The 22,410-nt window shown below is 76.9% G+C and carries 7 protein-coding genes and 1 pseudogene; all 8 read left to right on the forward strand.

The window, feature by feature from the left end; all coding sequences use genetic code 11:
• Nucleotides 1-134 precede the first annotated feature (134 nt).
• The 8 genes and pseudogenes from ADL08_RS02475 (at nt 135) to ADL08_RS02510 (ending at nt 22,003) form a co-directional block, all read left to right on the forward strand.
• Complete coding sequence (locus tag ADL08_RS02475) at nt 135-10,535, forward strand: type I polyketide synthase (RefSeq protein WP_078968622.1); 10,401 nt, start codon at nt 135-137, stop codon at nt 10,533-10,535.
• 45 nt (nt 10,536-10,580) lie between these two features.
• Nucleotides 10,581-13,726, forward strand: a pseudogene (locus tag ADL08_RS39140) (type I polyketide synthase).
• Nucleotides 13,723-15,681, forward strand: a complete 1,959-nt coding sequence (locus ADL08_RS02485) for an HAD-IIIC family phosphatase (RefSeq protein WP_053640354.1) — start codon at nt 13,723-13,725, stop codon at nt 15,679-15,681. Before ADL08_RS39140 ends, ADL08_RS02485 begins: the two are co-directional and overlap by 4 nt.
• 67 nt (nt 15,682-15,748) lie before the next feature.
• On the forward strand, nt 15,749-16,765 hold the full coding sequence (locus ADL08_RS02490) for an LLM class flavin-dependent oxidoreductase (RefSeq protein WP_234351970.1): 1,017 nt from the start codon (nt 15,749-15,751) through the stop codon (nt 16,763-16,765).
• 135 nt (nt 16,766-16,900) lie between these two features.
• A complete protein-coding gene (locus tag ADL08_RS02495) occupies nt 16,901-18,556 on the forward strand; it encodes an ABC transporter substrate-binding protein (protein ID WP_053640355.1) in 1,656 nt (551 codons plus the stop codon).
• Nucleotides 18,541-19,545, forward strand: a complete 1,005-nt coding sequence (locus ADL08_RS02500) for an ABC transporter permease (RefSeq protein WP_078968623.1) — start codon at nt 18,541-18,543, stop codon at nt 19,543-19,545. The genes ADL08_RS02495 and ADL08_RS02500 overlap by 16 nt, the downstream gene beginning before the upstream one ends.
• Nucleotides 19,542-20,351, forward strand: coding sequence for an ABC transporter permease (locus tag ADL08_RS02505; RefSeq protein ID WP_053640356.1), 810 nt, complete (start codon nt 19,542-19,544; stop codon nt 20,349-20,351). The genes ADL08_RS02500 and ADL08_RS02505 overlap by 4 nt, the downstream gene beginning before the upstream one ends.
• Entirely contained in the window at nt 20,348-22,003 is a 1,656-nt protein-coding gene (locus tag ADL08_RS02510; RefSeq protein WP_053640357.1) for a dipeptide ABC transporter ATP-binding protein, read from the forward strand. The genes ADL08_RS02505 and ADL08_RS02510 overlap by 4 nt, the downstream gene beginning before the upstream one ends.
• The last annotated feature ends 407 nt before the right edge of the window (nt 22,004-22,410 follow it).

Genomic DNA, 22,410 nt, shown 5'->3' on the forward strand with positions numbered 1-22,410 from the left:
CCGCCCGCACCGGCCGCCGACCCGCACCAGGTGCCGGTCCGCACCGGGCGCCGGCCCGAACCGAGTACCGGCCCGAACCGAGTACCGGCCCAGCCGAACTGAGCACCGACCGAGCTTCGGAGAGCGGTTTATCGATGGCGAACGAAGACAAGCTCCGCGACTACCTCAGGCGGACCACCGCCGACCTGCTGCGCACCCGCGCGCGGCTCGACGAGGTCGAGCAGGCCGCCGGCGAACCCCTGGCGATCGTCGGCATGGCCTGCCGCTATCCCGGAGGCGTCCGGTCGCCCGAGGACCTCTGGCGGCTGGTCGCGTCGCGGACCGACGCGATCGGACCCTTCCCGCGCGACCGCGGCTGGCCGCTCGACCGGCTCGTCGACCCCGACCCGGCCAAGGAGGGCACCACCTACGCCGACCAGGGCGGCTTCCTCCACGACGCCGCGGACTTCGACGCCGAGCTGTTCGGCATCAGCCCCCGTCACGCCCTCACCGTCGACCCGCAGCAGCGGCTGCTGCTGCAGACCGCCTGGGAGGCCTTCGAACGCGCGGGCATCGACCCGCGCTCCCTGTCCGGGCAGTCCGTCGGGGTCTTCGCCGGCGTCATGTACGGCGACTACGGCTCCCGCCACGCCCGCGCCCCCGAGGGCTTCGAGGGGTTCATCGGCACCGGGAGCGCCGGCAGCGTCGCGTCCGGCCGGGTCGCGTACACCTTCGGGCTCGAAGGCCCCGCCGTCACGGTCGACACCGCCTGCTCCTCGTCGCTCGTCGCCCTGCACTACGCCGCCCAGGCGGTCCGCCGCGGCGACTGCCGGATGGCCCTGGCCGGCGGGGCGACGGTGATGGCCACCCCGGCGACCTTCGTGGAGTTCAGCCGGCAGCGCGGACTGTCCCCGGACGGCCGCTGCAAGGCGTACGCGGCGGGCGCGGACGGCACCGGCTGGGCCGAGGGCGCCGGGCTCGTCCTGGTCGAACGGCTCTCCGACGCGCTCGCCGCCGGCCACCCCGTCGTCGCCGTGCTGCGCGGCAGCGCCGTCAACTCCGACGGTGCCAGCACCCAGCTGTCCGCTCCGAACGGCTCCGCGCAGCAGCGGGTCGTCCGGGCCGCGCTCGACGACGCGGGGCTCGGCGCGGCCGACGTGGACGCCGTCGAGGGCCACGGCACCGGAACGGGCCTCGGCGACCCGATCGAGGCCGCGGCGCTGATCGCCGTGTACGGCGGCGAGCGCACCGCCGGCGATCCGGTGTGGCTGGGCTCGCTGAAGTCCAACATCGGGCACACCCAGGCCGCCGCCGGCATCGGAGGCGTCATCAAGATGGCCGAGGCGATGCGGCACGGCGTGCTGCCGGCCAGCCTCCACATCGACGCGCCGTCCCCGCACGTGGCCTGGGCCGACAGCGGCGTCGAACTGCTCACCGAGGAGCGCCCCTGGCCCGAGAGGGACCGGCCGCGCCGCGCCGCCGTGTCGTCCTTCGGGATCAGCGGCACCAACGCGCACGTCGTCATCGAGGCGCCCCCGGAGCCCGTCTCCGAGACCGGTCCCGAGTCCGCGCCCACGCCGGCGTCCGGCACCGCGGATCCCGCGCTCGCGTCCGGGTCCGGGTCCGGCACCGCGGATCCCGCCCTCACGTCCGGGTCCGGCACCGCGGATCCCGCGGACCCGCCCCCGCCCGTCTCCTGGGAGCTGTCCGGCCACACCGAGCGGGCGCTGGACGACCAGATCGCCCGGCTGCGCGCCCATCTCGACGCCCACCCCGGGCTCGCCCCGGCCGACATCGCGCACACCCTGCGCTCCGGACGCGCGGCCCTGCCGCACCGCGCCGTGGCCGTCGGCCGCACCCCGGACGACCTCGCCCGCGAACTCGCGGCCCTCGCCGACGGCGTGCCCTCCCGCCGCACCGCGCGCGGCGAGGCGCGCGGCGGCGCCCGCCCCGTCTTCGTGTTCCCCGGGCAGGGCTCCCAGTGGGCCGGCATGGCCCGTGGACTCCTCGCCTCCTCCGAGCCGTTCCGGGCCGAGCTGACCCGCTGCGCCGAGGCCCTCGTCCCGCACACCGACTGGGACCTGCTCGACGTCGTGTCCCGGGACGACGCCCCCGAGCTCGCCCGCGTCGACGTCGTCCAGCCGGCCCTCTTCGCGGTCATGGTGTCGCTGGCCGCCGCCTGGCGCTCGCTCGGCGTCGAACCCGCCGCCGTCGTCGGCCACTCGCAGGGCGAGATCGCTGCCGCGTACGTCGCCGGAGCCCTGTCCCTGGACGAGGCCGCCGCGCTCGTGGCCCGGCGCAGCAAGGCCCTCCTCGCCCTCGCCGGCACCGGTGCGATGGCCTCCGTCGAGCTGTCGGCCGACGACGTGCGGCGCCGCGTCGGCGACCGGACGGACCTCGGCGTCGCGGCCGTCAACGGCCCCCGCTCCACCGTCGTGTCCGGGGACACCGACGCCGTCGCGGAGTTCGTCGCCGCCGCCCGGGCCGACGGCCTGCGGGCCCGCCCGGTCCCGGTCGACTACGCGTCCCACTCCCACGCCGTCGAACCGCTGCGGGACGCCCTCCTGGACGAGTTCGCCGGGCTGCGCCCGCGCGCCTCCGCCGTCCCCTTCCACTCCACGGTGACGGCCGGGCCCGGGGCGAGCGACACCACCCGGCTCGACGCCGCCTACTGGTACGCCAACCTCCGCGAGCCGGTCCTGCTCGCCGACACCGTGCGCGCGCTGGTCGACGCCGGCCACCGCCACTTCCTGGAGGTCAGCGCCCACCCCGTGCTCGTCGCCGCCCTCACGGACACGGCCGAGGACGCCCGCCCGGACGAGGAGGCGCCCGTACACGTCTCCGGGACGCTCCGCCGCGACGACGGCGGCCCCGACCGGCTGCTCACCGCCGCCGCCGAGCTGTACGTCGCCGGCGCGGAGGTCCGCCGCCCGGCCACCGGGGGCCGGACGGTACCGCTGCCCACGTACGCCTTCCAGGAACGCCGTTACTGGCTCGACACCCGCACCGGCGGGGACGCGCCCGCCCAGGCCGACCCCGGCGGCCATCCGCTGCTCGGCCCCGCGGTCGAGCGCGCCGACGGCGGGGGCGTGCTGTTCACCGGCGCCGTCCCCGAGGGCGGCGCGGAGCGGAGCTGGACGCGCGGACACCGCCTCGGGGACCGGACGCTGCTCGTGTCCGGCGCGCTGACCGAACTCGCCCTCGCGGCGGGGGAGCGCGTCGGCCTGCCCCGGGTGCGGGAGCTGACCCTGCTCGCCCCCGTCGACGTCCCCGAGGACGCGCCCGTACGGCTGCAGGTGTCCGTCCACGCCCAGGACGACGGCGACGCGGCGGTCACCGTGCACGCGCGGCGCGACGACGGGGTTCCGGACGCGCCGTGGCTGCTGCACGCCACCGGCGTGCTCACGGCGGAGGGGACGGAAGAGGCGACGGGGGAGGAGGACGCCGTCGGCGTCGCGTTCCCGGACGGCGGCGAGCCCGTCGACGCGGCCGCCGGCTACGCGGCCCTCGCCGAGCGGGGCGTGCACTACGAGCCCGCCCTCCGGTCGGTGCGCGAGGTCCGCACGGACGGCGTCACCGCCGTCGCCGACATCGTCCCCGGAAGCCCGGTGCCGGGGTACGCGATCCATCCGACCGTGCTCGACGCCGCACTCCAGGCGTCCTTCCTGGCAGGGCTCACCAACGGCGACACGAACGGCGGCGCCACCGGCGACACGAACGGCGACACGAACGCTGGCGCCACCGGCGACACGAACGGCGGCGCCCGGGAGGAGGCCGCCGTCACCGTCCCCTTCGCCTGGACCGACGTCCGGACGCACGCCCCCGGCACCCCCGTGGCCCGGATCGCCGTCACCCGGCGAGGCCCCGGGGAACTCGCGGCCACCGCCGTCGACGCCGACGGGCGCGTCGTCCTCACCGTCGGGGGGATACGGCTGCGCACCCTGGACGGCCCCCTGCCCGAGGCCGCGCCCGCCGCCCCCGCGCCGGCCCGCCGCCTGGGTGTCGTCGGTCCGGCCGGCCCGCCCGCCGCCCGCCCGGCCGACCCGGCCGACCTGCTCGCCGCGGTCTCCAGGGCGGTCGCCGGCATCCTCGGCTACGACTCGCCCCGGGACGTCCGCCCCGACCGGCCGTTCCGCGACCTCGGCATCGACTCGATGACGGCCGTGCAGCTCCGCGACCACCTCGGCAGGGTCGTCGGGCGCCGACTTCCCGCCACCCTCGTGTTCGACCACCCCACGCCCCGCGCCGTTGCCGCGTACCTGTCCGCCGGGACGGCCCCGGCCGGCCGGGAGCGGAACCGGACCGGTCCCGTCGCGCGGACCGACGACGACCCGATCGCCATCGTCTCCATGAGCTGCCGCTATCCGGGCGGCGCCGGCAGCCCCGAGGAGCTCTGGGACCTCCTGGAGCGCGGCGGCGACGCCATCGGGGAGTTCCCCGGGGACCGGGGCTGGGACCTGGACCGCCTCTTCCACGACGACCCCGACCACCCCGGCACCTCCTACGTCCGGCGCGGCGGCTTCCTCCACGACGCCGCCGACTTCGACGCCGACTTCTTCGAGATGTCCCCGCGCGAGGCCCGGGCCGCCGACCCCCAGCAGCGGCTGCTCCTGGAGACCTCCTGGGAGGCGTTCCAGCGCGCCGGCATCGACCCGGCCGGCCTGCGCGGCTCGCGCACCGGCGTGTACGTGGGCCTGATCTACACCGAGTACGGCGGCCGGGCGCAGACCGACCCGCGCGAACACGGCGGCTACCTCGGCACCGGCAGCGCCGGCAGCGTCGCCTCCGGCCGGATCTCGTACACGTACGGCCTGGAGGGCCCGGCCGTCACCGTCGACACCGCCTGCTCCTCCTCGCTCGTCGCCCTGCACCTGGCGGCGCAGGGACTGCGCTCCGGGGAGTGCGACCTCGCGCTCGTCGGCGGCGCGACGCTGATGGCGACGCCCGCCACCTTCGTCGAGTTCAGCCGGCAGCGCGGACTGTCCCCGGACGGCCGCTGCCGCGCCTTCGCGGACGCCGCCGACGGCACCGGCTTCAGCGAGGGCGTCGGACTGCTGCTCGTGGAGCGGCTGTCGGACGCACGGCGCAACGGCCATCCCGTCCTGGCCGTGCTCCGGGGCTCCGCCACCAACCAGGACGGCGCCAGCAACGGCCTCACCGCCCCCAACGGCCCCTCCCAGCAGCGGGTCATCGAGGAGGCGCTGCGCAGCGCCGGGCTCACCCCCGCCGACGTCGACGCCGTCGAGGCCCACGGCACCGGCACCACCCTCGGCGATCCGGTGGAGGCGCAGGCGCTGCTCGACGCGTACGGCGCGGGCCGGGACGGCCGGCCGCCGCTGTGGCTCGGCTCGCTGAAGTCGAACATCGGACACACCCAGGCCGCGGCGGGCGTCGGCGGGATCATCAAGATGGTCCAGGCGCTGCGCCACGAGACGCTGCCGCGCACCCTCCACGTCGACGCGCCGACCCGGCACGTCGACTGGGAGCGGGGCGGACTGGCCCTGCTCACCGAGAACACCCCCTGGCCCGCGGGCGACCGCCCGCGCCGCTTCGGCGTCTCGGCGTTCGGGATGAGCGGCACCAACGCGCACGTCGTCATCGAGGAGGCCCCGGCGCGCCCGGAGAGCGCACCGGACCACGGGCCGGACGGCGGCGCCCCGTACACGCTGGTCCTGTCCGCGAAGTCGGCGGGCGCCCTGAAGGGCGAGGCCCGGCGCCTGCTGGCCCACCTGGAGGCCCGGCCGGACACCGGACTGGGCGCGATCGCCGCCGAACTCGCGGGCGCCCGGAGCGTGTTCGCGCACCGCGCGGTCGTCGTCGCCGCCGACCGCGCCGCGGCCCTCGAAGGACTGGCCGCCGTCGCGGACGACACCCCGTCCCCGCACGTCGTCACCGGCCACGCCCCCGCCGACCGCGCCCCGGTCTTCCTCTACCCGGGCCAGGGCGCCCAGTGGCCCGGCATGGCGCGCGAACTCCTCGACCGCTCGCCCGCGTTCGCCGGACGGATCGCCGAGGCCGCGGCCGCCCTCGACCCGCTCACCGGCTGGTCGCTGCTCGACGCGCTGCGCGGCGACGCCGACCTGTCCCGGGTGGACGTCGTCCAGCCGGTGCTCTGGGCGACCATGACCGGCCTCACCGCGCTGTGGGAGTCGTTCGGGGTGCGCCCGGCGGCCGTCATCGGGCATTCGCAGGGCGAGATCGCCGCGGCCCCGACGGCCGGGGCGCTGTCCCTCGCCGACGCGGCCGCCGTCGCCGCGCTGCGCAGCAGGACCCTGCGCGCCCTCGCGGGCAGCGGCGCGATGCTGTCGGTGGCCGCCGACGAGACCGCGGTCCGGGACGTGCTCGACGCGACGGGCGCGACGGCGGGCGTCGCCGCCGTCAACGGCCCCCGGTCCACCGTGGTCGCGGGCGAACCGGCGGAGGTCGAGCGGGTCCGCCGCGCCTTCGACGAACAGGGCGTCCGCGTGCGGCTCATCGACGTCGACTACGCCTCGCACTCCGCCCAGGTGGCGTCCCTGGAGGCGGAACTCCTCGCCGTGCTCCCCGACACGGAGCCCCGCGACGCCTTCGCGGCGGAGGTCTTCTCGACCGTGACCGGCGGGCCCGTCGCGCCCGGCGACCCCGAGTTCGGCCGGCCCGCCTACTGGTACCGGAACCTGCGCGAGACCGTGCGGCTGCGGACGGCCGTGGAATCCGCCCTGGCGGCGGGCCACGAGGTGTTCGTCGAAGTCAGCCCGCACCCGGTGCTCGGCGTCGGGGTCCAGGACGTCCTCGACGCCGCGCCCGGCGGCGACGCCACCGCCGTGCTCGGCACGCTCCGCCGGGACGAGGGCGGCCTCGACCGGGTGCTGCGCTCCGTCGCGGAGGCCTGGGTCCAAGGCGTGCCGGTCGACTGGACCGTCCACACCGGGGCCCGGACGCCGGGGCTTCCGCCCCTGCCCACGTACGCCTTCGACCGGCGGAGGCACTGGCTCGACCCGGCCGCCCCCGGCCCCGCGGCCGGGCGGGCGCCCGCCGGCCTCCGCCCGGCCGGCCACCCGCTGCTCACCGGCGCGGTCCGCACCGCCGGGACCGACGGACTGCTGCTCCTCGGCCGGCTCTCCCCGCACGACCAGCCGTGGCTCGACGACCACGCGGTGGACGGCACGGTCCTCGTCCCCGGCGCCGTCCTCGCCGAACTCGCCCTGTACGCGGGCGGGCTGACGGGCGCCGGGCAGCTGGAGGAGCTGGTCCTGCGGGAGCCGCTGGTGCTCGCGGGAGACGGACCCGACGGCGGCGCGGTCGAGATCCAGGTGGCCGTCGGACCCCCGGAGCGGGACGGCACACGGTCCCTGACCGTGCACGCCCGGCCCGCCGGCGACGCCGACGACGATCCGCTCGGCGCGCCGTGGACCGCCCACGCCGCCGGGACCCTCGCACCCGAGGGGGAGCGCCCCGGAGCCCTCCCGGGCCCCTGGCCGCCGTCCGGCGCCGACCCGGTCGACGTCGACGCGCTGTACGACGACCTGGCGCTCAAGGGCTACCGGTACGGCCCCGCCTTCCGCGGCGTCCGCGCCGCGTGGCGGTCCGGCGGCGAGGTGTACGCCGAGCTGTCCCCGACCGGGCCCACGGGCTTCCGGATCGCCCCGACGCTGCTCGACGCCGCCCTGCACGCCACCGGCGTCGCCGGGCTCTTCCCCGACGACGGAGCCGTCCGGCTGCCCTTCAGCTGGCGCGGCCTGCGGCGGTACGGCGACGTGCCGGACCTCGTGCGCGCACACCTGCGCCGGGGCGGGGACGACACCGTGTCCGTGTCGCTGACCGGCGCCGACGGCGCCCCCGTGGCGGACCTCGACGCCGTGGCCTTCCGGGTCGCCGAGCCCGTCCGGGCGGACTCCCTGTACGCCCTCGGCTGGGAGGCGGCACCGGGCACGGACGTCCCCGTCGCCGCCTCCGTACCGGCGGTGTGGGAGCTGGGCTCGCCGGAGCACCCCGACCCGGCCGCCGTCCTGGCGGCGCTCGACGCGGGCGCCCGGCCGCCCGGGGCCCTCGTGCTGCCCGCCCCGGACCCCGGCGACGACCGGCCGGAGGCCCTGCGCGGCGCCCTGGAGGCGCTCGTCACCACCCTGCGGGCCGGACTCGCCGAACCGCGCCTGGACTCCGCCCGTCTCGTCGTACGGACCCGGCGCGCCGTCGAGGCCGTGCCCGGCGAGGGCGTCGCGGGCCCGGTCGGCGGCGCGGTCTGGGGCCTGGTCCGCAGCGTGCAGACCGAGGAACCCGGCCGGGTCGTCCTGCTCGACGCGGACGGCCCCGGCGGGGGCCTGCCGCCGCGGGTCCTGGCCGGCGACGAGAACCAGTTCGCGCTGCGCGGCACGGAACTCCTGGTGCCCCGGCTCCGCCCGCACCGGCCGGCGCTCGACCCGGCCGCCGGCCGGGACGGGAACTGGCGCCTCGCCACCGGCGGCAGCGGCTCGGCCGACGACCTGGTGCGCCGCCCGGTGCCCGAACGGCCGCTCGGCCACCACGAGGTGCGGATCGCCGTCCGCGCCGCCGGACTGAACTTCCGCGACGCCATGCTCGCCCTCGGCATGTACCCGGGCGAGGCCGAACTCGGCACCGAGGCGGCCGGCGTGGTCCTCGACACGGGCGACGCCGTCGTCGGACTCGCCCCGGGCGACCGGGTGATGGGCCTGGTGTCCGGCGGGATCGGCCCGGTCGCCGTCACCGACCACCGGCTGCTCGCCCCGATCCCCGACGGGATCGACTTCGCGCGGGCCGCCACCGTGCCCGCCGTCTTCCTCACCGCGTACTACGCCCTGAGCGACCTGGCCGACGCGAAACCCGGGCAGTGGCTGCTCGTCCACTCCGCCGCCGGCGGCGTCGGCGGCGCCGCGATCCAGCTCGCCCGCCACTGGGGCCTGCACGTCTTCGGCACCGCCGGCCTCGCCAAGCACCCCGCCGTCGAGGCCGCGGGACTGCCCGCCGACCGCATCGGCAACTCCCGCGACCTGTCCTTCGTCCCCGCCGTCCGCGCCGCCACCGGCGGACGCGGCGTGGACATCGTCCTCAACTCCCTCGCGGGAGAGTTCGTCGACGCCTCCCTCGAACTGCTCACCCCTGGCGGCCTGTTCGTCGAGATGGGCAAGACCGACCTGCGCGACGCCTTCCGGGTCAGGGCCGAACACGGCGTCGGCTACCGCTCCTTCGACCTGATGGAGGCGGGCCCCGACCGCATCCAGGAGATGCTCGCCGACCTCGGCGAGCTGCTGCGGACCGGCGTCCTCGCACCGCTGCCGGTGACCGCGTGGGACGTGGCCCAGGCTCCCCGGGCCCTGCGCCACCTCAGCCTCGCCCGGCACACCGGCAAGGTGGCGCTGAGCATCCCGCGGCCCCTCGACCCGGACGGCACCACCCTGATCACCGGCGCGTACGGCGGCGTCGGCCGGCTCGTCGCCCGCCACCTCGCCGCCCGGCACGGCGCCCGGCACCTGCTCCTGGTGGGCCGGCGCGGCGCGCACACGGAGGAGGCCCGCGCCCTGCACGACGAACTCGCCGCCCTCGGGGCCGGGGTGACCTCCGTCGCCGCGGACGTCGGCGACGAGGCGGAGGTCGCCGGACTGCTCGCCGGCATCCCGGCCGAGCACCCCCTGACGGCGGTCGTGCACGCCGCCGGCGTCCTCGACGACGCGACGCTGCGCACCCTCGACCCGGCCCGCCTCGACGCGGTGCTGCGGCCCAAGGCCGACGGCGCCCGGCACCTGGACCGGCTCACCCGGGACGCCGACCTCGCGGCCTTCGTCCTGTTCTCCTCCGCGGCCGGCCTCGTCGGCAGCGCGGGCCAGGGCGCGTACGCCGCCGCCAACGTCCACCTGGACAACCTGGCGACGGCCAGGGCCCGGGCGGGCCTCCCGGCCACCTCGGTCGCCTGGGGCCTGTGGCGCTCCGACAGCTCCATGACCGGCGGACTGTCCCGAGCCGACCGGGCCAGGATGAACCGCGGCGGACTCCTTCCGCTGTCCCCGGCGCACGGCCTCGCCCTCCTGGACGCCGCCCTGGAGGCGGGCGAGCCCGCGCTCGCCGCCGTACGGCTCGACGCGGCCCGGCTCGCGGCGGAGACCGAACTCGCTCCGCCGCTGCGCTCGCTGGTCCGCCCGAGGGCCGCCGCGGCCGCCGCCGAGGAGGCGCCGGCCGGCGACGGGCTGCCCGAGCGGCTCGCGGCGGCCGAGCCGACGCGGCGGCGGGAACTGGTGTCCGACACCGTGTTCCGGCACATCGCCACCGTCCTCGGTGCCGCGCCCGGCGCGGACGGCGGCGCGGACGGCCGGACCTTCAAGGAGCTCGGCTTCGACTCGCTCACCGCGGTCGAGCTGCGCAACCGGCTCGGCCGGGCCACCGGCCTGCGGCTCCCGGCGACCCTGGTCTTCGACCACCCGACGCCCGAGGCCCTCGCCGACCACCTCCTGGACCGGCTGGCCCCCGAACCGGCGACGGCGGACCCGGACCCGGCCGGCACGGCCGGTGCCCCGGCGACGGCGGAGGAGCTCCTCCGCTTCATCGACTCCGAGTTCCGGTCCTGACCCCGACGACGAGAGGAGGCCGCAGTCATGGCCGACGAGAAGAGACTGGTCGAGTACCTCCAGTGGATGACCGACGAACTCGCCCGCACCAAGAAGGAGCTGGCCGAGCACGCGGCGCGGCTCGCCGCGTTCCGCGAGCCGGTGGCCGTGGTCTCCATGGCCTGCCGCTACCCCGGCGGGGTCCGCTCGCCCGAGGACCTCTGGGAGGTCGTCGCGCGGGGCGCGGACACCGTCGGCGACCCGCCGAAGGACCGCGGCTGGGACCCGGCGGCTCTGGAGCACGCGCGCGCCGGCGGCTTCCTCGACGACGCGGCCGGCTTCGACCCCGCGTTCTTCGGGATCGGCCCCACCGAGGCCCTGGCGATGGACCCGCAGCACCGGCAGCTCCTCGAACTGTCCTGGGAGGCGCTGGAGCGGGCCGGCATCCTGCCCGGCGACCTGCGCGGCAGCCGGACGGGCGTCTTCGCCGGGGCGATCTACCAGGAGTACGCGCCGCCGCCCGGCACCGTCCCCCCGGACGTCGAGGGCCATCTGATGACCGGCAACGCGGCCAGCATCGTCTCGGGACGCCTCGCGCACACCTTCGGCTTCGAGGGCCCCGCCCTGACCGTCGACACCGCCTGCTCGTCGTCGCTGGTCGCGCTGCACCTGGCCGCCGAGTCGCTGCGCCGGACCGAGTGCGACCTGGCGCTGGCGGGCGGGGTGACCGTGATGGCGACGCCCCGGGTCTTCACCGACTTCGCGGCCCAGGGCGGGCTCGCCGCCGACGGCCGCTGCAAGGCCTTCGGCAAGGGGGCGGACGGCACGGGCTTCGGCGAGGGGGCGGGCCTCCTGGTCCTGGAGCGGCTCTCCGACGCGCTCCGCCACGGACATCCCGTACTGGCCCTGCTGCCGGGCTCGGCGGTCAACTCCGACGGGGCGAGCAACGGGCTCACCGCGCCGAGCGGGCCCGCCCAGCGCAAGGTCGTCGAGGCGGCCCTGCGCGCCGCGGGGATCCCGGCCTCCGCCGTCGACGCGGTCGAGGCCCACGGCACCGGGACGGCCCTCGGCGACCCGATCGAGGCGGGCGCCCTCATCGCCGCGTACGGCGAGGACCCCGCCCGTACGGCCCCGCTCTACATCGGCTCGGTGAAGTCGAACCTCGGCCACACCCAGGCGGCGGCCGGCGTGGCCGGCGTGATCAAGACGATCCAGGCCCTGCGGCACGGCGTCCTGCCCGCGACCCTGCACGCCGAGGAGTGGTCCGAGTTCGTCGACTGGCCCTCCGCGCGCGTGGCCGTCCTCAGCGAGGCCCGCCCCTGGCCCGCCGTCGAGGGCCGCCCGCGCCGGGCCGGCGTCTCCTCGTTCGGCATCAGCGGCACCAACGCCCATGTCGTCGTGGAGGAGTACGCGCCGGCAGCCGCACCGGCCCCGGAGCCCGCACCGGCCCCGGGAGCCGCACCGGCCCCGGGAGCCGCACCGGCCCCGGGAGCCGCACCGGCCCCGGGAGCCGCACCGGCCCCGGGAGCCGCACCGGCTGGGCCCTGTCCGGGCGGTCCCCCGAGGCGGTGCGGGCCCAGGCGGGACGGCTGCGGGCGCTGCTGCGGGACCGGCCGGACACCGATCTCGGCGCCGTCGCGCGGACGCTGGCCACCCGCCGGACCTCCTTCCGGCACCGCGCCGCCGTCCAGGGCGCCGACGCGGCCGGACTCGGCCGGGAGCTCGACGCGCTCACCGCCCCGTCCGCGCCCGTCACGAGCGCCGGCCCCGCGCCCCGGATCGCCTTCGTGTTCAGCGGCCAGGGCACCCAGCGGCCCGGCATGGGCGCCGAACTCACCGACCGGTTCCCGGTGTACGCCGAGACCTTCGACGCCGTGTGCGCCGCCCTCGACGCGGCCCGCGGCCCCGACGGGGGGCCCGCCCTGCGGGACGTGGTGCTCGCCGCGCCCGGCAGCCCGCGGGCGGCGCTCCTGGAGCGGACCGAGTACACCCAGCCGGCGCTGTTCGCCGTCCAGACGGCGCTCGCCCGGCTCGCCGAGTCCTTCGGCCTGGTCCCGGCCGCGCTCCTCGGCCACTCGATCGGCGAACTCACGGCCGCCCACGTCGGCGGCGCCCTGACCCTGGACGGCGCCGCCCGGCTCGTCGTCGCCCGGGCCCGCGCCATGCAGGCCGCCCCCGGGGGCGGGGGGATGGTCTCGATCCGGGCCTCCGAGGCCGAGGTCCGGGCCTCGCTCGCGCGGGCCGGGGGAGCGGTGGCCGTCGCCGCCGTCAACGGCCCCCGGTCCACCGTGGTGTCCGGCGACGCCGACGCCGTGCGCCGGCTCGCGGCGGTCTGGCGGGCGGAGGGCGTACGGACCAAGACGCTCAAGGTCGGCCACGCCTTCCACTCTCCGCACATGGAGCCCGCGCTCGCCGCGGTCGACGCGGCGGCGGCCGACCTCGCCGTCTCCCGGCCCGAGGTCCCCCTCGTGGCCAACCGCACCGGCGCGGTCGCCGACGCCGCCGAACTCGCCGCGCCGGGCCGCTGGTCGGCCCAGGTGCGCGACGCGGTCCGCTTCCACGACGGCGTGACGGCCCTGCGCGGCCTCGGCGTCGACACCTTCGTCGAGATCGGCCCCGACACCACCATGACCGGCCTGGTCGCCGACTGCCTCGCCGACCGGCGGGACGAGGCCGCCGTGATCCCGCTGGTCCGCCGCCCGGCCGCGGAGGCCGCCTCGGTCGTCCGGGCCGTCGCCCAGGCGCACTGCCGGGGCGTCCGCGTCGACTGGGACCGGCTGCTCGGGACGGGACCGGTCGCCGACCCCGCGCTGGTGCCCGTCTACCCGTTCCAGCACCGCTCGTACTGGCTGCACGGGGCCGCCCCCGCCCCCGTACCCGACGCGACCGCGTTCGCCGCCGAGCGGGCGGAGCCGCCCGTCCTGGCGCTGCACGAGGTGCCCGAGGAGGAACGGGAGGGCGTCGTGCTCGCCCGCGTCCTCGACGCCGTCGCCGCGGCCCTCGGCTACGCGCCCGGCGAGGTCGACCCGGCCGCCGACCTCACCGGGATCGGCATCACCTCCTTCGGCTCGCTGGAGATCGCCGCCCGGCTGAACCGCGAGACCGGGGCGGAGGTCCGCCCCTCCGTCGTCCTGGAGCACCGCACCGCACACGAACTGGCCGCGCACCTCCTCGCGTCGCTCGACCCCCGCACCCCGGAGACCGTCCGATGACGACCGACCCCGCTCCCACCCCCTCGTCCGCCGCCCTCGAAACCCTGCGGGCCCTGCACCGCGACGGCGGCCTGGACCGCCACTTCGGCCGCGTGCCCGCGCTGCTCGCCGCGCTCGACCGGACGGACCTCGCCCGCGCGGCCCGGCTGCTCGCCCGCGTCGACCCGGCGCGGGCCCGCGCGCACCACCCCGGGCTGCCCTCCGTCACGGTCGCGCTGACCGGCGGCGGCACCCTGGACGCGCTGCGGACGGCACTGCTCGCCGAGCTCGCCCGCCACGGTTTTCCGCCCGAGGTGCGGCTCACCGGCTTCGGCTCGTACGTGCACGAACTCGGCGATCCGGCGAGTTCCCTGCACACGGAGCCCGCCGACGTGACCGTGTGCGTCCTGGACCACGCGACCGTCTTCGACGAGGTGCCGGTGCCGTTCACGGTGGAGGACGTCGCCGACGCCCTGCGGCGCAAGCTGGCGCTGTGGCGGGGGCTGGCGACCGGGTTCGCCGCCCGTTCCTCCGGCACCCTCGTCCTCAACACGCTGCCGCTGCCCAGGAACCAGCAGGTGCAGCTGCTCGACCTGCCGTCCCGCGCGCGGCTCGGAGCGGTCTGGCGGACCGCCAACGCGGAACTGCTCGGGTTCGGATCCGGCGAGGGGCCCGGCCGGGTCGTGGTGCTCGACGTCGACCCGCTGCTCGGCGAGCCCGTCGCGCTCGCCGACGCCCGCTTCGACACGTACGCGGGCGCCCGGTTCTCCGACGCGTTCCTCGCCGGGTACGCCCGTGAACTGGGCCATCTCGTGCGGGCGGTGACCGGCCGGACGAAGAAGGTGCTGGCCGTGGACCTCGACGAGACCCTGTGGGGCGGTGTCCTGGGCGACGACGGCGTGGAGGGGATCGAGGTGGCGCACGGCCGCCGGGGCGAGGCCTTCCACCGGGTCCAGGGGGTCGTGAAGCAGCTCCAGTCGCAGGGGGTGCTCCTCGCCGCGGTCAGCAAGAACGACCGGGACGCCGTGGTGGCGGCGCTCCGCGACCATCCCGACCTGCGGGTGCGGGAGGAGGACTTCGTACGGATCCTCGCCGGCTGGCAGCCCAAGCCGGAGTCGCTGCGCGCCCTGGCCGGCGGCCTCAACCTGGGCGGCGACAGCGTGGTGTTCGCCGACGACAACCCGAGCGAGTGCGCGGCGGTGCGCGCGGAGCTCCCGGAGACGACGGTGGTCCCGCTGGACGGCGACCCGGCGCTGCACGTGACGCGGCTGCTCGCGGACGGCTGGTTCACGACGACGGAGGTGACGTCCGAGGACCGGGTCCGTACCCGCCGCTACCGCGAGGAGTCGGCGCGGGCGGACTTCCTGTCCGCGGCGGGCGGTGCGGAGGAGTTCCTCGCCGGGCTCGGCGTGACCGTCCGGCTGGCCCCGGCCGCCCCGGCGGAGATCCCCCGGCTGTCCCAGCTCACGCTGCGCACCAACCAGTTCAACCTCACGACGCGCCGGCTGTCGGCCGAGGAGGTGCGGACCAGGGCCGCCGGCCCGGACACCGCCGTCCTCGGGCTGACGGCGGGGGACAGGTTCGGGAGCAACGGGCTCGTCGGCGCGGTGTTCCTGCGCGCCGAGGAGAAGGTCCTGCACATCGAGAACCTGCTGCTCAGCTGCCGGGTGTTCGCGCGGGGCATCGAGCAGGCGTGCCTGGCGGCGCTCCTCGACCGGGCCGCCGCGGCCGGGTTCGCCGAGGTGCGCGGCGCGTACCGGCCGACCGCGAAGAACGCCAAGGTCGCCGGCCTCTACGCGCATTACGGGTTCGAGGCGCTCGGGTCCGGCACGAGCGGAGCCGGCGACACGGGCGGTCCGGCCGGGACCGCGTTCGCGCACCGGCTGGAGCGGCGGCCCGAGGTGCCCGGCCACCTGGTCCTGGACGTGGCCGAAGACCTGCTCCCGGCCCCGGGAGCCCCGGCATTGACAACCTGAGGAGTGCTCGACTTAACTGCCCGGGACGACAACATGAGGTCGCCTCAGGATCGCGTCCGCGAGACCGGTGACCACCCAGCAGCAGGAGGAGAACCCGGTGGCCGAGGGAATCGCGATTTCGGTGCACGACACGGTCCCGGTCTGGCGGGGCGACACCCCCGGCGACGCCCTGCGCCGCTCCGTCGACCTGGCCGCGGCGGTGGAGGGCTTCGGCTACCGCCGCTACTGGGTGGCGGAGCACCACGGCACCCCCGCCCTCGCCACGTCCAGCCCCGCCGTCCTCGCCGGACCCCTGCTCCAGGCCACCCGCACCCTCACCGTCGGGTCCGGAGCGGTCCTGCTGCCCAACCACTCCGCCCTCGCCGTCGCCGAGCAGTTCGGCGTGCTCGCGAGCCTCTACCCCGGCCGCGTCGACCTCGGACTCGGCCGGGCCACCGGCGGCTCGCCCGCCTCCGCCGCCCGCCTCGGCGACCCCCGCAGGCTCGGCTTCGACGCCCAGTTCGACGAGCTCCGCGGCTACTTCGCCGGAGGCCACCAGGGCGTCCGGGCGGTCCCCGAGCCGGAGATCCCGCCCCGGTTCTGGCTCGTCGGCTCCAGCATCGGCAGCGCCGTCCACGCCGGACGGGCCGGACTGCCGTACGTCTACGCCCACGCCATCGTCGGCGGCGGCGCCCCCGAGGCGCTGGACGCCTACCGCGAGGCGTTCCGGCCCGCCCCGGGCCGGCCCGAACCGCACGCCTGCGTCGCGGTGATAGCGGTCGCCGCCGACAGCGACGCGCGCGCCCACCGGCTCGCCGAGGCCTTCGTGTACGGACAGATCCTCATGCGCACCGTCGACCCGGAGAGCGTCCTGCCCACCGAGGAGGAGGCCGCCGCGCACACCTACACGTCCGCGGAGAGGGACTTCCTCCGCTCGCGCGTCGACCCGCAGTTCGTCGGATCCCCGGAGCGCGTCGCGCCCCGCCTCGCCGAGTTCGTCGCCCGCACCCGCGCCGACGAGCTGTTCGTCCTCACCCAGGTGCCCGACCACGAGGCCCGGATCCGCTCGTACGAGCTCGTCGCGAAGATCGCCGCCTCCCTCTGACCGGCCCGGCCCGCGCCCCCCGTCGCGCCCCCGTCCGTGTCCGGACCGCCCGCCGTCCGCTTTCAGACCCGCTTTAGGCGGGCCGTGCACCGTGACTCACCGAACGTCACGGCACAAGCGATGAGGACGACGAGCATGCACTCGGGTACACGGACACGGACGAAGAGATCCGCCACCCTGGCGGCGGGGACCGCCCTCCTGACGACGCTGGTGGCCGCGTGCTCCGCGGAGACCGGGACCGGCGGCGGGCCCGCCGGGGGACCGCCCCGCGACGGGGGCACCCTGCGGATCGCCATCGCCAAGGAACCCGAGTGCCTCGACCCCCACCAGAGCCCCACCGAGGCCGCCCGGCTGCTGTCCCGGCCGATCCTGGACTCCCTGGTCCACCAGACCCCGAAGGGCGCCTTCGAGCCCTGGCTGGCCAAGAGCTGGAAGCTGTCGCCCGACGGACGGACCTACACCTTCGTCCTCCGCGACGACGTCACCTTCACCGACGGTGCCCCCTTCGACGCGGCGGCCGTGGTCGCCAACCTCGACCACGTCGCCGACCCCGCCACTAAGTCCCTGCTCGCCTCCAGCCTCATCTCCGCCTACAAGTCCTCCCGGGCCGTCGACCCCCACACGGTCGAGATCACCCTGAAGCAGCCGGACTCGGGCTTCCTCGGGGCCCTCGCGCTGCCCAACCTCGGCATCGAGTCCCCGGCCGGACTCAAGGGATCCACCGCCGAACTCTGCAAGAAGATCGTCGGCACCGGCCCGTTCCGCACCGCCACCGGACTCGTCGCGCAGAAGGGCATCGACTACACCCGGAACCCCGACCACGACTGGGCCCCCGAGTCCGCCGGCCACTCCGGCCCGGCCCACCTCGACGGCATCCGGGTCCAGGTCGTCCCGGACAACGCCTCCCGCTTCGGCGCGCTCACCAGCGGCCAGGTCGACGCCGCCACCGGCCTCGACCCCACCAGTACCCGGCAGCTGGCGAAGACGCCCGGCTTCACGCTGCACAGCACCAGCTTCCCCGGCGCCAACTACAGCTACTGGCCCAACACCGCCAAGGGCCCGCTCGCCGACGTCGCCGTCCGCAAGGCGCTGCGCGCCGGCATCGACTGGTCGACCATCGCCCAGCGCGTCCACTTCGGCCAGTACCCCTCCGCCAAGGGCCCGCTGTCCGTGACCACCCCCGGCCACGACGCCTCCCTCGCCGCCGCCTACGCCCACGACCCCCAGGAGGCCGCGCGGCTGCTCGACGCGGCGGGCTGGACCGCCCGCGACGCCCAGGGCTACCGCACCAAGGACGGCAAGCGGCTGCGCGTCCGGCACCTGTGGTCCGACCCGTCCATCACCAACCTCGCCGTGCAGATCCAGTCCGCGGGCAAGAAGCTCGGCGTCGAGTTCGTCGAGGAGAACGTCGACGGCGGCACCTTCGTCGAGCGGCTGCTCGCCGGCGACTACGAGATCATCGACACCAGCTTCTCCTCGCCCGGACCCGACGTCCTGCGCGTCCTGTTCGGCAAGGAGAACATCCCCACCCCCACCCGCGGCATCAGCAACAACATGGCCCGCTACGACGACCCGGACGTGCAGAAGCTGTTCGCCGACGCGCAGCGCGCCACCGACCAGAAGGAACAGTTCCGGATCTACCGCGAGGTGCAGCGCCGGATCACCGAGGACGCCGCCGTCCTGCCGGTCTACTCGCCCGTCTCCACCCTCGCCGCCCGCGACGCGGTGCGCGGCACCGGCTTCACCGCCGACGGCTCCGCGGGACTCTACGCGACATGGCTGGCCTCCTGACCGGCGACGGGCCCGCTCCCGGCGGCACCGCCCGGGAGCGGGCCCGTCCCGTCCGCCTCCTCCGGCTCGTCCTCGGCCGCGCCGCCGGCGCCGTCGTCGTCCTGTGGGGCGCGGTCACCCTCGCCTTCCTGGTCCTCCGGATCATGCCGGGCAGCACCGCGGACGTGCTGCTCGCCCGGTCCAGCGTCTCGCCCCGCGTCCGCGCCGAGATCACCGCCGAGTACCACCTGGACGACCCGCTGCCCACCCAGTACCTCGACCACCTCGGCCGGATCCTCCGCGGCGACTTCGGGGACTCGTACGTGCTGCGCCGGCCCGTGTGGGAGGCCGTCGGCTCCCAGCTCCCCGCCACCCTCACGCTGATCGCCTCCACCCTGCTCGTCACCGCGGTCGGCTCGGTCGTCCTCGCCGTGCTCGGTGCGCACCGCCACCGCTGGGTGCGGACCCTCTTCACCGCCGCCGAGTCCGTCGTCGTCGCCCTGCCGCCGTTCTGGCTCGGCCTGCTCCTGCTGACCTTCTTCTCCTTCGGCCTGGGCTGGTTCCCGACCGTCGGCACGTCCGGCCCGAGCGGTCTGGTCCTGCCGACGCTCGCGCTCGCCGCGGCGCCCACCGCCGTGGTCGCCCAGGTGCTGCGCGAAGGGCTGCTCCGCGCCCTCGGCGAACCCTTCGTGGTGACCGCCCGCGCCCGCGGCACCGGCGAACTCGCGCTGCGCCTCCGGCACGTGCTGCGGCACGCCCTGCTGCCCGCGACGACCCTCCTGGGCTGGATCGCGGGCTCCCTGATCGGCGGGGCCGTGATCGTCGAGATCGTCTTCTCCCGGCAGGGCGTCGGCCGGCTGGTGCTGTCGGCGGTCCAGAACAAGGACATGCCCGTCGTCATGGCCGTCGTCCTGCTCGCCGCCGCCGTCTTCGTCCTCGTCAACCTCGTCGTCGACGCCCTCCAGTGGCTCGTCGACCCGCGGATCCGCGACACCGGGAGGCCGGCGTGACCCGTCCCCGCATCGGCCTCTGGACCGGCGTGGCGGTCCTCGCCGTGCTGACCGCCATGGCCGCCTTCCCCGGCCTCTTCACCTCCGTCGACCCCGACGCGGCCGACGTCGACGCCCTGCTGCTCCCGCCCGGCGACGGGCACTGGCTCGGCACCGACCAGAACGGCCGCGACCTGTACGCGCGGATCGTGTACGGAGCGCGGCCGTCGCTGCTCATCGGCGTCGGCGCGGTGGTCCTCGCCCTCGTCGGCGGCGCCCTCGTCGGCGTCGCCGCCGCCCAGCTCGGCCGGTTCGCCGACCAGGCCATCGGCCGGTTCCTCGACGTCCTGCTCTCCGTGCCCGGCCTCCTGCTGGTCTTCCTCGTCGTCGCCGTCCTCGGCCCGGGCGCGGGCGCCGCCACCGTCGGCCTCGCCGTCGGCGCGCTGCCCGGCTTCGCCCGGGTCACCCGCGCCGAGGTGATCTCACTGCGCGGCCGGACGTACGTCGAGGCCGCGTACGGCTTCGGCTGGACCCGCCCCCAGGTGGTCCTGCGACACGTCCTGCCCAACGCGCTCGGACCGGTCCTCGCGCTCGCCACCGTCTCCCTGGGCGCGATGATCGTGGCGAGCTCCAGCCTGAGCTTCGTCGGACTCGGCCCCCAGCCGCCCACCGCCGAGTGGGGCGCGATGCTGGCCGGCAGCCGCGACTTCCTCGCCCTCGCCTGGTGGCCCGCCGCCTTCCCGGGCGCGGCCATCACCCTCGCCGTCCTCGCGATCACGACGGTCGGCCGCCACCTCCAGCGCACCGTCGACGGGAGCACCGCATGAGCACCGAGTCCCGCACGGCACCGGCCGGGGCCCCGAAGACGTCCGAGGGGACGGCCGCCGCGCGCGAGCTGGTCCGGGTGGAGGACCTGACCGTCTCCTTCGGCCGCGGCCGCCGCCGGGTGGAGGCGGTGCGCGGGGTGTCGTTCACCGTACGGCCGGGCGAGATCGTCGCCGTCGTCGGCGAGTCCGGCTCCGGCAAGAGCGTCACGGCCCGCAGCCTCGTCGGACTGGCCGGCGACGGCGCCGACGTGCGGGCCGCCGCACTGACCTTCGACGGCGTCGACCTGCGCGGACTCGACGGCCGCCGGCTGCGCGCGCTGCGCGGCCGGCGCGTCGGGTTCGTGCTCCAGGACGCGCTCGGCTCGCTCGACCCGCTCCGCCGCGTCGGCGCGGAGGTCGCCGAACCGCTGCGCATCCACCGGACCGTCCCGCCCTCGCGGGTCCGGGAGGAGACGGAGCGGCTGCTCGACGCGGCCGGCGTTCCCGACCCCCGCGCCCGGGCCGCCCAGTACCCCCACCAGCTCTCCGGCGGCCTGCGCCAGCGCTCCCTGATCGCCTCCGCGCTCGCCGCCCGCCCCGACCTGCTCATCGCCGACGAGCCCACCACCGCCCTCGACGCCACCGTGCAGCAGCAGATCCTCCGGCTGCTGCGCGCCCGCGCCCGCGACGGCACCGCCGTCCTGCTCATCAGCCACGACCTCGGCGTCGTGGGCGAACTGGCCGACCGAGTCCACGTCATGAAGGACGGACGGTTCGTCGAGGAGGGCCCCGCCGGGCGGATCCTGTCCGCGCCCCGCCATCCGTACACCCGGGCCCTGGTCGCGGCCGTCCCCGGCGAGGAGACCAGGGCCGCGCCCGAACCAGGCCCCGTACTGCTGCGCGCCGAGGGCCTGGTGAAGCGGTACCGGCTGCCCGGCCGGCCCGAACTCACCGCCGTCGACGGGGTGTCGCTCACCGTCCGGGCCGGGGAGACCCTCGGCGTCGTCGGCGAGTCCGGCTCCGGCAAGACCACCGTGGGCCGGATGCTGATGGGAGTCGTCACGCCCGACGCGGGCCGCGTGGAGCTCGACGGCCGCACCTGGACCGAACGCACCCGCGCCGAACGCCGTACGGCCCGCCGGCGCGTCCAGATGATCCACCAGTACCCGCTCGGCTCCTTCGACCCCCGGTACACCGCCCGGCAGTTGCTGGAGGAGCCGCTGCGGGCGATCGGCACCCCCCGGGAGGCCCGCGCCGCCCGTGTCGCCGAGCTCCTGGACCACGTCGACCTCGCTCCCGACGTCCTGGACCGCCGGGCCCGCGACCTGTCCGGCGGCCAGGCGCAGCGCCTCGCGATCGCCCGCGCCTTCGCGCCGGACCCCGACGTCGTCGTCTGCGACGAGCCGGTCTCCGCCCTCGACGCCTCCGTCCAGGCCCAGGTCCTCGACGTCCTCGTCCGCGTCCAGGAACGCCTGGGCGTGGCCTACGTGTTCGTCTCGCACGACCTGGGCGTGGTGCGCCGGCTGAGCCACCGGGTCGCCGTGATGAAGGACGGACGGGTCGTCGAGTCCGGTACGGCCGAGCGGGTCCTGCGCGCTCCCGGACACCCCTACACCCGCGCCCTCCTCGCGGCCGTCCCGCGCCGGCCCGGCACCGGACGAAAGGGGTTCTGAAGCGGCGCTTAACCGCGCTTGCCCGGCGCCCCGGAGGTCAATAGCGTCGCCCTCCACGGTGCCGAAGCCCACCGGCCTCCCGGCCGCGGCACCCCTCCCGACGACCGGATCCCGACGACTCCGGTCCCACGATCCCGGTCCCCACGAGTCCTGCTCCTACGGCTCCGGTCCCGACGGCCCCGACGGCCCCGACGGCCCCGACGGTCTGATGAACCCGACGCTCCTGACGGTCCCGGCTCCCACGACCCGGCCCCCGAAGCCCCCGGTTCCGAGCGGCCCGGCGACGGCCCGGACCCCGGACGCCCCGGGGGTCCCCGAGGCCCCGGAACCGCCGGCCCCGGAGCCGCCGGCCCCCGATCCCCGGCCCCCGGTCCACGGGGCCGCCCCCGCCACCCGTATCCCGGCGT

The sequence above is a fragment of the Streptomyces sp. NRRL F-6492 genome (assembly GCF_001280125.1).
GTDB lineage: Bacteria > Actinomycetota > Actinomycetes > Streptomycetales > Streptomycetaceae > Streptomyces.

What these genes read in the sequence shown, in the direction of transcription:
- ADL08_RS02475 (WP_078968622.1), top strand. Translation starts at nt 135, where the DNA reads ATGGCGAACGAAGACAAGCTCCGCGACTACCTCAGGCGGACCACCGCC.
- ADL08_RS02485 (WP_053640354.1), top strand. Translation starts at nt 13,723, where the DNA reads ATGACGACCGACCCCGCTCCCACCCCCTCGTCCGCCGCCCTCGAAACC.
- ADL08_RS02495 (WP_053640355.1), top strand. Translation starts at nt 16,901, where the DNA reads ATGCACTCGGGTACACGGACACGGACGAAGAGATCCGCCACCCTGGCG.
- ADL08_RS02500 (WP_078968623.1), top strand. Translation starts at nt 18,541, where the DNA reads ATGGCTGGCCTCCTGACCGGCGACGGGCCCGCTCCCGGCGGCACCGCC.
- ADL08_RS02510 (WP_053640357.1), top strand. Translation starts at nt 20,348, where the DNA reads ATGAGCACCGAGTCCCGCACGGCACCGGCCGGGGCCCCGAAGACGTCC.